The following is a 12,617-nucleotide window of genomic DNA, read 5'->3' as shown; positions in this document are numbered from 1 at the left end:
ATGTGCGCAATCACAGGCTGGGTGGACTACACCCGCAACCTGACCCAAGCTGGCGAGGTTATCGGCACCATGACCGATACGCTGGCACTGCGCGGGCCGGATGCCAGTGGCAGCTGGCAGCATCGCAATGCCTTGCTGGGCCATCGACGGCTGGCGATCATCGACCTCAGCGGTGGCGTACAGCCGATGACCTACCGCTGCGCCAGTGGCGAGGAAGTCGCGCTGATCTACACCGGCGAGGTCTACAACCACGACGCTCTACGTGAGCGCCTGCGCAAGGCGGGCCACCAGTTCCATACCCGCAGCGACACCGAGGTGGTGCTGCACGCTTACCTGGAATGGGGTGAACAGTGCTGTGAGCACCTCAGCGGCATGTTCGCCTTCGCTGTGTTCGACGGGCGCGACGGCCACTTCCTGCTGGTGCGTGACCGGCTGGGGGTCAAGCCGCTGTACTACGCCCACCACCAGCAGGGGCTGCTGTTTGGTTCGGAAATCAAGGCAATCCTGGCGCACCCGGAGTTCGCCAGTGCGCTGGATGTGGTCGGGCTGGTGGACGCGCTGAGCCTTTCTCGCGGCACGGCGCGCACGGCCTTGCGCGGGGTCAGCGAACTGCCGCCGGGGCATCGTTTGTCCTGGCGGCCCAACGGGCGCCCCAAACTCAGCCGCTACTGGCAGTTGCAGCGGCGCGAGCACCAAGATGACCTGCCCGACACCGTGGCGCGCACCCGGGCGCTACTCGGCAAAGCGCTGGGCGAGCAGTTGCATGCCGATGTGCCGGTCTGTTCGCTGCTCTCCGGCGGGCTGGACTCGACCATCCTCACGGCCATGGCGCAACAGCGCCTGACGGCGGAGCAGGGGGGCAGGGTCAATTCGTTCTCGGTGGATTTCGTCGGCCAGGCCGAGCAGTTCCAGAGCGACACCTTCCGCCCGGAACGCGATCAGCCCTACGCGCTGGCAGCTGCCGAACACATTGGCAGCCACCACCAGACCATCCTCATCGACAACGGCGAACTGGTGGCCGACCCTGCGCGCAGCGCGGTGTACCGGGCCAACGATTCGGCGGCCACCTTCGGCGATGTGGACACCTCGTTGTACTTGCTGTTCAAGGCCATCGGCCGCCATTCAACAGTGGCCATTTCCGGCGAGGCAGCCGATGAAGTGTTTGGCGGCTACGCCTGGTTCCGCGATCCGCAGGCGCTGGCGGCGCAGCGTTTCCCGTGGCTTTCGCGCATGCAGTTGCTGCAGCCCGAGCTGATCAACCCGGACTTTAACAGGCTGTGCGACTTTGCCAGTTACCAGGACGTTTGCTATCACCAGGCGCTGGACAGCGTCGAGCACTTGCCGGGCGACAGCCCGCAAGAGCGGCGCATGCGTGAAATCTGCCACATGCACCTGCAGCGCTGGCTGCCGATTCTGCTCGACCGCAAGGACCGCCTGAGCATGGCCGCCAGCCTGGAAGTGCGCGTGCCGTTCACCGACCATGAGCTGGTCGAGTACGTGTACAACGTGCCGTGGTCGATCAAGGGCAAGGATGGTGTGGAGAAGTGGCTGCTCAAGCAGGCCTGCGCCGATATCCTGCCAGCGGCCGTACTGCAGCGACGCAAGAGCCCTTATCCGACTTCGGCGAACCTTGCCTATGAACGGTTCCTGCGTGAGCGGGCCCGGCACCTGCTGGCGCAGGCGGGCAGCCCGGTGTTCCAGGTGATCGACCGTGTGCGGCTGGGCGCTGAGCTGCGCCAGCCCGAGGGGTATTTCAATTCACAGTTGCGCCGTAACAACCTGGAGACCGCTCTGGCACTGGATGCCTGGCTGCGCGAATACCGCCTAGCGGTGTAGTTCGTGCTTGTCGCTGCCATCCAGAATCAACGGTTGCTGGATGGTATCGACAAACCGCCGTGGCGCCCCCAGGTCGAGCATGGATATGAAACTGCCCAGGGCTGGGGAGGCGTTCTGTATGTTCCAGTTCATGTACAGCCCCATGGTCGGCGTGGGCTGGTCCTTGATCGGCCGCAGAGGGCGAAACTGCACGCGCTCGCGCAGCGTCGAGTAGGCAATCGATTCAGGCACCAGGGCAACGCCGAAACCGCAGGCCACCAGCCCGATCAGGGTATGGATCTGCGCCGCTTCCTGCACCACCTTGGGGTAGAAGCCGGCCGATTCGCACAGCGCAATCAACTGGCTGTGGTAACCGCTGCCAAGCGCTTGCGGGGTGAAGACGAAGTCCTCTTCGGCAAAATCCCGCAGGTCGACCACAGGTTGATGCACCTTGGCGTGGCTGGCGGGCAGCGCCATGACGATCTGCTCGTTGAGCAGCAATCTCGATTCGATGGTGTCTGGGGGCATCGGCAGCTTGCGCATGAAACCGATGTCCGCTTCACCGGCCATCAATGCCTTGGCCTGGGAGGCCGAAGGCATTTCGCGGATGGTCAGCCGCACGTTCGGGTAGATTTCGCGGAATTTCTTCAGGGTATTGAGCAGCGACTCGTAGTAAGCGATGGAAATGGCGGTGATGGTCAGCTTGCCGCAGATGCCCTCGGACACATTGCGGGCGTATTCGATGCCTTGTTCCAGCTCCTTGAGGGTACGGTAGGCGGTCTCCAGGAAGGCCATGCCTGCGGCGGTGAGCTTGACCCCGCGCTTGTTGCGCAGGAACAGGCTGAAGCCCAGTTTCTCTTCGAGTCGGTTGATCGCCTGGCTCAGGGGCGGCTGTGCCATGTGCAGGCGGATGGCTGCCTTGTGAAAGTGCAGCTCCTCGGCCACGGCAATGAACTGCCTGAGCAAACGTGTCTCGATCATTCTACGTTCCTTCATCGAGTCGAACGGGGGCCGGGAAAGCGTTCTCCGGCGGCCGACCCTGCAAGGCGGCCATGATAGTGCGTGGCATCGCGGCGACAAAGCCTCTGCTGTAAACGGCTCATCCGGGCTTGACATTGCCGGTCGGGGTGCATCGGAAGGTGGCGGGTCTCAGGTGATATCCAGAAGATATCAAAGTTGCATGCTTTTAATATTAAGTCATTGATTTTTTTATTGTTATCGTAAAAAAGGAGAATCGGAAGGGCTCTACAATGCCAAGCACAGACCCATTCAAAGATAAAGTCGCCATCGTCACCGGTGCCGCCCAGGGCCTGGGCCTGGATTACGCCATGGCGCTGGCCGCGCGGGGAGCGCGGGTAGTCATCAGCGACCTGGGCACTGACCGCTCGGGCGAAGGTCAGAACCCGGCGGCGGTCAGCGTCGCACTCGAAACCCTGCGGGGCCAGGGTTTCGATGTGGTCGCTCATGTCGGCCACCTGGAAAACGAAGAAGAATGCCGCGAACTGGTGGAGCTGGCCATCGCGCATTTCGGCGCGCTGGATATTCTCATCCACAACGCCGGTTGGGTCGATTACCAAGGCATCGAGACACAGGAACAGGCGTTTCTCGATCGCGCACTGGGCATCAGCGTGCACGCCCCGGTGTGGCTCGCCAAGCATGCCTGGAAGCACCTCAAGCAAGCCGAGGCACCACGCATAGTCCTCACCACCTCGGACCGCGCCATGTATCAACGCTATGCCCAGCCAGGCCTGGTCGCCTACTCGGCGGGCAAGATGGCCCAGGTGGGCATCATGAACGCCTTGAGCATGGAAGGGCTGGAACACGGCATCCTGGTCAATGCGGTCTCGCCGGTGGCCAAAACCCGGATGTGGGGCGTGACCCAGCCGCCGGAAGAGCTCAAGCCGCAATGGGTGACACCGGGCGTTCTGTACCTGGCCAGCCCGCTTTGCCGGGATACCGGGTACATCCTGCGTGCCAGCAATGGCCAGTTCACCGCCACGCGTTTCAGCGAGAACAGCGGGGTGAGCTACCCGCGTGACCTGGCGCGGGTAGAGGCTTCCAGCCTGGGCGAAGTGGCCGAACGCTGGAGCCTCATCAAGGAATGTCACTACGTGCCGACCAAGGTCGCCAACACCCGTGCCGACCTGGGTGAAAGCCCTGTGTGGGATGCGCGCACGGGCGCGTTGTATTTCGTCGATATCACCGGCGGGCGGATTCACCGGCTGCTACCGGATGGCGAGGTCGAGAACCTCTATGAATCCGCTGCACGTATCGGTGCCTTGGCACTGACCGACCAGGGCAACCTGATCTTCACCGAAGATGCCAGCGTTGCCATTCTGGATATGTCGTCTTGCAAGGTGCGCCAGTACTCGGCGCCGGTGCATCACCGCCCGAGTTACCGCTTCAACGACGGTACCTGCGACCCGCAGGGGCGCTTCGTCACCGGGCTGATGGATGAGGGGCCAAGTGGCAAGACCGGTGCGCTGCTGCGTTTCGACGGCGAACTGCACGATGTGGTGATCCATGACGGCATGGCGCTGCCCAATGGCATTGCCTGGTCGGCCGATGGCCAGACCGTGTTCTTCGTCGACTCCGCTGCACGCTCGATCTACCGCGCCGAGTATCTGCCCGAAGGGCGCCTGGAGCAGGTCAGCCTGTTCGCCGAGACGCCTGCCGAACTGGGGCGCCCTGACGGTATCGCGCTGGATCGTGAAGGCGGGTTATGGGTGTGTCAGTTCAATGGCAGCTGCCTGCTGCGCTATGACCGCGACGGCCATTTGACCGAACAGGTAGTTATGCCGGTGCCGCGCCCGACCAGTTGCTGTTTCGGTGGCGATGGCATGAGTACGCTGTACATCACCACCGCACGGGTCGGCATGTCGCCGACTGAACTGCGCCACTACCCGGACGCTGGCGACCTGTATGCGATTCGCCCGGAAGTGGGCGGCATTCCCCGCTATGCGTTCAAGGAATGAGCACTTGCCCCTGGCTGGCCGGTAATACGGCCAGTTCGCCAAAACGCTGAGCCGAGTCGATATAGCGCAACGCCGATTTGGCATCCTTCCAGCCCACGTAACTCATCAGCGACTTCAACTCCCAGCCGTTGGCCGTGGCCCAGGTGGCAAAACCGCGGCGCAGGGAGTGGCCGGTGTACAGCGCCGCCGGCACGCCGGCCCGTTCGAGCATGCGCCGCAACAGGCCGACCAGGCTGTTGCTGTTGAGCGCTGTGTCGCTCAGGTTGCCCCAGCGGTCGAGCTTGCGAAACACCGGGCCGTGGGCAATGCCCGCCACTTCGAGCCACTGCAGGTAGGCTGCGACCGGGCACAGCGCCTTGAGTGCCGGGGTGCGGTGCTGTACGCCAAGCGCTTCACGGTCACCTTTGCTGCGTGGCAGGAACAGGCTGATACCCACGCCGGCTTCGGCCTGGATGTGTTCCACGCGCAGGCGCGCCAGTTCGTCACCGCGAAACCCACGCCAGAAGCCCAGCAGCAACAGTGCAGTGTCACGCCGGGCGCGGCGCAGTGCTGGCAGGTCATGCTGCTCGCGGGCCAGCCTGGCCTCTTCTTCAAAACGCTCGACAGCCGTCTGCAGGTGCTGCAACAGCAGCGGTGCGGCCTGTTTCGGCGGCGTCGGGTGCAAGGTGCGGATACCGCGCAGTACCTGGCGTACCAGCGGTGCCTTGGTCGGGTCGGGAAAACCTTGGCTGATGTGCCATTGGCTGAGGGCCGCAAGGCGCTGGCGCAGGGTGCTGACCGCATGCTGCCCGGCGTGATCGGCCAGGTAGCGGGCAATGCTGTCGGCAGTGGCGGGGAGAAAACCGCCCCAGTGGGCTTCGAAATGCTCGATGGCAGCCTGGTAACTGCGCCGGGTGTTGTCACGGGTGGCGGCGCGGACGTAGCGCTCGATGTCGGTCATGTGAGGGGGTGTCAGCGTGTGTTGCCGACACAATAAACCCTAATGACTGATCTGTCCTCTGACTCAGCGCGGTATCGCGGCATCCATCATCTGGCGCAGCGGCGCGTACTGGGCCTGGCTCACCGGCACCAGCCCACTGGCACCCTGGGCGGTAACGAAGGCCGCCAGGGCTTCGGGGTCATCGAGCATCGCCTTGCGGATTCGGCTTTTCAGGGCCGGGCACAGGCGGGCACTGAACACGTATGGGTCGTAGTAGATCGGCTGCGACCGCCACTGCACCGTGAGCCTGTCTGGTGCCAACCCATGCCGGGCCAGGTAGGCATCGGCCCGCTCGCTTGCAACGAACGCGGCATCGACACGGCCCTGCAGCAACGCGTCCAGCGCTTTGTCATGAGTACCGGCATACACCAGCGAGCCAAAGAACTGTTGCAATGGCGCCCCCACCTGGCCTGCAAATTCGACGCTGGGCACCAGGCTGCCTGAGGTGCTGGCCGGGTCGCTGAGGGCCACGCGCTTGCCCCGCAAAGGCTCGATCCCCTCAAGGCTGCCGGCGCGGGTCAGCAGCAGTGCCTGGTAATGGCTGCCTGCAGCGGTGTAAGGCCCGCCACTCAAGGTGAAGGTGGCAAAGGGTTCTATACGTGGGTCGCGGCGTTGGGCAAGCAAATAGGACGCAGGGCCGAGGCGGGCGATGTCGGCACCGCCGGAAACGATGGCATCGACCACGCTTTCGTAGGACGCGGCGATCACCAGTTCCACCGGCACCCCCGCTGCGTGGCTCAGTCGTTGCAGCAACACTTGATGCTCGCGCATCATGTCTTCGCTGCTTTTGATCGGAATGACGGCCAGGCGCAAGCTGTGGGGCGTACAGTCGGCCAGCACGCTGGTTGCCAGCAACTGGGCAAACAACAGGCCGGCGAGGGCCGTCAGAGCACGCATGGCTTTTCCTCCCTGTTGTTGAAGGGTGGGTAGTCGCGCAGTTGGGCCGGCGACAACGGTCGGCTGAAGTGGTAGCCCTGGGCGATATCGCAGCCGGCGAGTTTCAGGCACACCACCTGTTCGCGGGTTTCTACGCCTTCTGCGACAACCTCCAGGCCCAAGCGCTTGGCCAGAATGATGGTTGATGAGACGAACGGGCTGTCGTCGTAGCTGTTGGACAACGGTGCGATCAGCGAGCGGTCTATCTTGAGCTTGCTCAGTGGCAGTGATTGCAGGTGAGCGAAGCCGGCGTAGCCGCGGCCAAAATCGTCAAGGCTGATGCCCAGACCTGCTGCGCGCAAACGGTGCAGGTGACCGACAGCCGTTCCTTCAGGGTCGAGAATGGTGGTCTCGGTTATCTCCAGCTCCAATTGTTGCGGGGCGATGCCGTAGAGCTGCAGCTTGGCCAGCAGGCGGGTACTGAAATCGCCTTGGCGCAGCTGCAATGCCGACACATTCACCGCAAGGCGGTTATCGCGACCGTGAGCATCCCAGCGCGCCAGTTCTTCGCAGGCCAGGCGCAATACTTCCCAGCCCAGTTCGATGATGAAGCCACTGCGCTCGGCCAGGTCTATGAAACGGTCCGGGTAGAGCAGGCCGAATTCCGGGTGCTCCCAGCGTACCAAGGCTTCGTACCCCAGCACGCGCTGGGTATCCAGGCGAATCTGCGGCTGGTAGTGCAGCACGAACTGGCGCTCGGTCAAGGCGCAGCCAAAAGCCTGTTCCAGGGCAAAGGCCTGGATGTCGGAGAGGTTCAACGATGGGTCGAAGAAGCGGTACTGGGCGCGCCCGGCCTGCTTGGCCGAATACATGGCCGCATCGGCACAGCGGATCAGGCTGTCGATGTCCTGACCGTCGCGCGGGCAGATGCTGACGCCCACGCTGGGGCTGGTATTGACTTCCTGGCCATCGAGGGCGTAGGTAGCCGACAGTTTCAGCACCAGTTCGCGTACCCAAACATTGATCTGCTCCTCGCTGCGCTCACCGGCCAGCAGCACCACGAATTCGTCTCCCCCGAAGCGCGAGGCCTCATCACCAGGCTCAAGCAGGCGCTGGATGCGCCCGGCCACGGCCTGCAGCAGCAAGTCGCCGATCTTGTGGCCGAGCGAATCGTTGATCGACTTGAAACGGTCCATGTCGATGAACAGGATCGCCATCAGCCGGCGCTTGCCACGTTGGTGGGTCAGTGCAAGGCCTGCTATTTCGACGAACTGGCGGCGGTTATGCAACCCGCTGAGATGGTCGGTGGCGGCTGCATGGCTGCTACGCCGGTGTTCGTCTTCCAGGCGCCCGATCAGTTGCTGGTTGACCTGTTGTGCGTGCTCAAGGGCACTGAAGGCTTCCTGGCGCTTGCGCAGCAGGCGCAAGGTCCAGGCCAGGCTGGCAAGGATCATCAGGGTCATGCTCAGGTTCAGCCAGAACTGGCGCGAATACGCCAGGGCAGAGGCCGCGAGGATTTCGTCGATGCGCTGGCTGACGATGATGCTGAAACCGCGCTCGTCGATACGGCGGTAAAGGCTCTGATACGAGTGGCCTGCGGCAAATTGCACCAGCCGGCCCGTCTCGCTGCCCGGTGCTGGCAGGCCGGGTTCGAAATCGTCGCCGGCCACGACCACACCGCTGGTATCGATACGCAAGCGTTCCTGGCCATCGTCCTGCTGCAGGCGCATCAGCCCGGTATCGCCCAGGTCGATGTGCTGGAACAGCACGGCGAGATAGCCAATGTCGAGCTGCACTACCAGAATGTTGTCGATTTCTCGGCCTGGTACATTGGGCAGCGGCAAGAGGAAGGGCAGGCGCCAGCTCGGCATGGCGGGCGGGGTGAAGCCCGGTTCGACGCGTGGCAGGAAGGGTTTGAAGCCGTAATGCGCGACGTGCAGCTTCAGCTGCTGCAACCACTCTTCCGGCAGGTGGGGAGCTTCATCGGTATGGCTCGCCGACAACAATTGACCGTGCCTGTCATACAGGCTCATGCGTTTGAATACCGGGTCTTCGGCCAGCACCCGGGCCAGGCTCAGGCTGCCTTGGCGCATCATTTTCATGTCGTCCTGGGTGACACGGCCTACGGCCTGGGCACGATCGACCAGTTGGCGCAGGCTTTCAGCGACAATGTTGGCGAGGTTCTGGTGCTCGGCCGCCTTGGCCGTCAGCGCATCCTGGCGTGCGGCGGTCTTCTGGCTGAAGTGCAACCCCCAGAGAAAGGTCAGGGTGGCTGCGCAGAGCATCAGGATCAAAAGGCGCAGAAGGCCTGCTGACGAGAGAAAACGGCGTATCACGACTGGTATTCCCGACCCTGGGTGAAGCCCGAAAATACGACAGTAAAATGACAGGCTAATGACTGGTGGCTATTGGCCTCTATGATTTTCCCTGTTGAGCGTTGGCCTCCAGCCCAGGCGTTTTGCCTCGTGACAATGCCCTTGAAGGTGCGGTATACCTGCTCACCACCAAGGGGAGCCCGGCAACGGGCTGAGAAACCGCTGGCATTGCAGCGCGGTGACCCTTAGAACCTGATCCGGATCATGCCGGCGAAGGGATGGGACTGCCGACCTGCCTTTTTGCCGGCCTCACTGCGAGGCCGCTCCATGCCCCACCGTAACGGCCTCGCTGTCACCCTATGGAGTGCAGCATCATGACCGAACGTTTTTCCCAAACCTTGCGCCGCCAGAACGAGGCGACCTGGTCGGCTGCAGTCGGCCACCGCTTCGTCACTGAACTGTGCAACGGCAGTGTGGCGGACCCGGTCATGGTCCGCTACCTGGTACAGGACCACCGTTTTCTCGACAGCTTCCTGACCTTGCTCGGCGCCGCCATCGCCACTGCCGATACCTTCGAGGCACGCCTGCGTTTCGGCCGTTTTGCCGGGATGATCAGTAGCGATGAAAACACCTATTTCCTGCGTGCCTTCCAGGCGCTGGATGTAAGCCCGCAGCAGCGCGCCGAACCCAAGGACACCGTGCCGACCGCAGGCTTCAAGGCCATCCTGCGCGAAGCCGCAGCGACCCGTTCCTATGCGGCGGCGCTGGCAGTGCTCAACGTTGCCGAAGGCCTGTATCTGGATTGGGCGCTGAAGGCACCAAAACCAATGCCGGACAACTTCGTCCACGCCGAGTGGATCACCCTGCATGACAACGCGGCATTCCAGGACTTCGTCGCCTTCCTCCAGGCCGAACTGGACCGCGTCGGCCCGCAGGAGCCGGCACTGGCCAGTGACTTCTACCAGCGCACCGTGGCGCTTGAGCTGGCCTTCTTCGACGCCATCTACGATCAAAAGGCCTGAGCATGGATATCTTCGAGCGCCTGAAGGCCGCCACTGCGCCCCAGTGGTCGAGCTATGTAGACCACGCCTTCGTTCGGCAGATGGGTGAGGGCACTTTGAGCGAAGACGCGTTCCGGACTTACCTGGTGCAGGACTACCTGTTCCTCATCCAGTTCGCCCGTGCCTGGGCGCTTGCCGCTTATAAAAGCAGGCTGCCGGCCGACATCCGCGCGGCTCAGGCTGGCCTGGCTGCCATCCTCGACGAAACCGAACTGCACCTGCGCCTGTGCGCCCGCTGGGGGTTGTCGCAGGCCGATATCGAGGCCGCGCCGGAGCACCAGGCCACGGTCGCCTACACCCGTTACGTGCTTGATTGCGGCGCCGCCGGTGACCTGCTCGAACTGCATGTGGCGTTGGCGCCCTGCGTGATCGGCTACGCCGAAATCGGCCGCACGCTGGCTGCGCACATCGGTGACCTGAGTGATCACCCTTACCGTGAGTGGATTGGCGAATACGCCGGCGAGGGTTACCAGAGCGTGGCATCCGCAGCACGCAAGCACCTTGATGAACTGGCAGCGCGCAGCATGACCGAGCAACGGTTCGTGGAACTGGCGGCAATTTTTGGCCAGGCTTCGCGGCTGGAGGCCGACTTCTGGCAGATGGGGCTGGATGGGGCTGCCTGAGCCAATTCAGGTTTTGTGCCGGTTCAATCGGGGCCGGCACAATGTGACCGGCAGGTCGTTCAGAGGATGTGCCAGGACGGTCCTGGAATAGGGGCTACTGTTTCGGTCACAGGATAATCACGGGGCCTTCAGCGCGGCCGCCCCGGTTATTGCGCAGGCATCGCTAGCAATTACAACAACAAAAGCCTGCAGCAAAACTGAAAAGGGCCCATCGATGGCAACGCAAGAGAACGTTGAAACACCGCCGCTCGGCGTCACCGACCCGTCCAAGACTGCTGAGGCCAGGCAGGACCGCCACCTTGAAGGCAAGCTCGACTGGGCGGTGTTCGGCGTCACCAGCCTGCTGGCGATCGCCTTCATCACCTGGGGTGTTGTCAACCAAGCCAGCCTCGCCGCGAGCGCTACCTCTGCGCAATCCTGGGTCATCGTCAACTTCGGCTGGTTTTTCGTCCTGACCTCTACCGTGTTCGTCATCTTCGTGCTGTGGCTGGCTGCCAGCCGCTACGGCAGAATCCCGCTGGGGCGCGACGGCGAAGCACCGGAATTTCGCACGGTCTCCTGGGTTGCCATGATGTTCAGCGCGGGCATGGGCATCGGCCTGATGTTCTTCGGCGTCGCCGAACCGCTGTCGCACTACGTTTCACCACCGCCCGGCACTGCCGCTGGCCAATCTGACGAGGCACTGCAGGTGGCGATGGCGACCACGCTGTTCCACTGGTCGCTGCACCCTTGGGCGATGTACGCCATCGTCGGCCTGGCAATCGCTTATGGCACGTTCCGCCGTGGCCGCTCGCAGTTGATTTCCACCGCGTTCCGGCCCTTGATCGGCAAGCATGCCAACGGCCCTGTCGGGCGGGTGATCGACATGATGGCCATCTTCGCCACCCTGTTCGGTTCAGCGGCTTCGCTGGGGCTCGGCGCCCTGCAGATTGCGGGTGGGCTGGAATACAACGGCTGGATCGATCACCCGGGCAAGCTGTTCTACATCGCCATCATCACCTTGCTGACCATTGCCTTCGTCGCTTCGGCCGTGTCCGGCATCGGCAAAGGTATTCAGTGGCTGTCCAATACCAACATGGTGCTGGCGTTGGCACTGGCGCTGTTCGTCTTCCTGGTAGGGCCGACGCTGTTGATGCTCAACCTGTTGCCAACATCGATCGGGGTCTACATCAAGTTACTGCCCGAGATGATGGCGCGTACCAGCGCCAGTGGCGGTGATGCGATGGACAGCTGGCTGGCAGGCTGGACCGTGTTCTACTGGGCCTGGTGGATTTCCTGGACGCCCTTTGTCGGCATGTTCATCGCCCGTATCAGCCGCGGGCGCAGCATCCGCCAGTTCGTCAGCGGCGTGTTGCTGGTGCCAGGCCTGGTCAGCCTGGTGTGGTTCAGCGTTTTCGGCGGCGCCGGCATCGATGCACTGCGCGAAGGCAGTTTCGCTCTCATCGACGGTGCAGTGAACAGCAACCATGCCCTGTATCAGTTGCTCGACAGCTACCCCTGGGCTTGGGCCACTTCGGTGCTGGTCATGATCCTGGTGGCAATTTTCTTCGTCTCTGGGGCCGATGCAGCATCGCTGGTGATGGGTACCTTGTCCGAGCACGGCACCACGCAACCGTCCCGTGCGACAGTGATTTTCTGGGGGGCACTGACCGGCACCGTCGCGGCCATCATGCTCGCGCTGGGTGACCCAGGTAACCCCGGGGAGGCGCTTACAGGCCTGCAGAACCTGACCATCGTCGTGGCCTTGCCGTTTGTGGTGATCATGGTGCTGCTGTGCCTGGCGCTGTACCGTGACCTGCGCAAGGACCCTATGATGCTACGCCACCTGCGCGGCAGCGAGCTGATCGAAAAGGCGGTGCTGTATGGCGCAGTCAAGCACGGCGAGGAGTTCTACATCGTGGTGCAAGAGAAGAAATCCTCGCTCAAGCCGGCCTCCAGGAAGGCCCAGGTGACGGAGCCATGATTGACCGGGC

Annotated in this window: 9 protein-coding genes, 1 pseudogene and 1 riboswitch; of the genes and pseudogenes, 6 read left to right on the top strand and 4 right to left on the bottom strand. The window is 63.0% G+C overall.

Annotated features, from left to right (window positions below; genetic code table 11):
• Nucleotides 1–1,836, top strand: a complete 1,836-nt coding sequence (asnB, locus tag JOE27_RS04210) for an asparagine synthase (glutamine-hydrolyzing) (RefSeq protein WP_204917993.1) — start codon at nucleotides 1–3, stop codon at nucleotides 1,834–1,836.
• On the opposite strand, the gene JOE27_RS04205 is transcribed toward asnB, so the two are convergent.
• Nucleotides 1,825–2,796, bottom strand: coding sequence for a LysR family transcriptional regulator (locus JOE27_RS04205; protein WP_046786177.1), 972 nt, complete (start codon nucleotides 2,794–2,796; stop codon nucleotides 1,825–1,827). The genes asnB and JOE27_RS04205 overlap by 12 nt on opposite strands.
• 269 nt (nucleotides 2,797–3,065) lie before the next feature.
• Between JOE27_RS04205 and JOE27_RS24775 the strand changes: the two are divergent.
• Both JOE27_RS24775 and JOE27_RS24770 read left to right on the top strand, forming a co-directional pair.
• Nucleotides 3,066–3,683: pseudogene (locus JOE27_RS24775) on the top strand (SDR family oxidoreductase); the annotation flags it as partial.
• A gap of 57 nt (nucleotides 3,684–3,740) precedes the next feature.
• Entirely contained in the window at nucleotides 3,741–4,790 is a 1,050-nt protein-coding gene (locus tag JOE27_RS24770) for an SMP-30/gluconolactonase/LRE family protein (protein ID WP_231386510.1), read from the top strand.
• Here the strand turns inward: JOE27_RS24770 and JOE27_RS04195 are convergent.
• The 3 genes from JOE27_RS04195 to JOE27_RS04185 form a co-directional block, all read right to left on the bottom strand.
• Nucleotides 4,780–5,730 carry a site-specific integrase gene (locus JOE27_RS04195; RefSeq protein WP_174141186.1) on the bottom strand — a complete coding sequence of 317 codons (951 nt, stop codon included), beginning with the start codon at nucleotides 5,728–5,730 and terminating at the stop codon, nucleotides 4,780–4,782. The genes JOE27_RS24770 and JOE27_RS04195 overlap by 11 nt on opposite strands.
• 63 nt (nucleotides 5,731–5,793) lie before the next feature.
• Nucleotides 5,794–6,666, bottom strand: a complete 873-nt coding sequence (locus tag JOE27_RS04190) for a phosphate/phosphite/phosphonate ABC transporter substrate-binding protein (RefSeq protein ID WP_204917991.1) — start codon at nucleotides 6,664–6,666, stop codon at nucleotides 5,794–5,796.
• Nucleotides 6,654–8,981 carry an EAL domain-containing protein gene (locus tag JOE27_RS04185; RefSeq protein ID WP_204917989.1) on the bottom strand — a complete coding sequence of 776 codons (2,328 nt, stop codon included), beginning with the start codon at nucleotides 8,979–8,981 and terminating at the stop codon, nucleotides 6,654–6,656. The genes JOE27_RS04190 and JOE27_RS04185 overlap by 13 nt, the downstream gene beginning before the upstream one ends.
• 161 nt (nucleotides 8,982–9,142) lie before the next feature.
• Nucleotides 9,143–9,256, top strand: a riboswitch (TPP riboswitch).
• 78 nt (nucleotides 9,257–9,334) lie between these two features.
• On the opposite strand from JOE27_RS04185, the gene JOE27_RS04180 reads away from it, so the two are divergent.
• From JOE27_RS04180 to JOE27_RS04170, 3 genes are all read left to right on the top strand, one after another.
• Nucleotides 9,335–9,982 carry a TenA family protein gene (locus JOE27_RS04180; RefSeq protein WP_196996336.1) on the top strand — a complete coding sequence of 216 codons (648 nt, stop codon included), beginning with the start codon at nucleotides 9,335–9,337 and terminating at the stop codon, nucleotides 9,980–9,982.
• 2 nt (nucleotides 9,983–9,984) lie between these two features.
• Nucleotides 9,985–10,644 (top strand): thiaminase II, encoded by a 660-nt coding sequence (gene tenA / locus JOE27_RS04175; protein WP_046786182.1) that lies wholly within the window; start codon nucleotides 9,985–9,987, stop codon nucleotides 10,642–10,644.
• Between the two features lie 214 nt (nucleotides 10,645–10,858).
• Nucleotides 10,859–12,607 (top strand): BCCT family transporter, encoded by a 1,749-nt coding sequence (locus JOE27_RS04170; protein WP_115274773.1) that lies wholly within the window; start codon nucleotides 10,859–10,861, stop codon nucleotides 12,605–12,607.
• Nucleotides 12,608–12,617 lie beyond the last annotated feature (10 nt).

It is taken from the genome of Pseudomonas sp. M5 (genome assembly GCF_016907075.1).
Taxonomy (GTDB): Bacteria; Pseudomonadota; Gammaproteobacteria; order Pseudomonadales; family Pseudomonadaceae; genus Aquipseudomonas; species Aquipseudomonas putida_E.
This window is presented reverse-complemented; position numbering and strand designations above follow the sequence as displayed.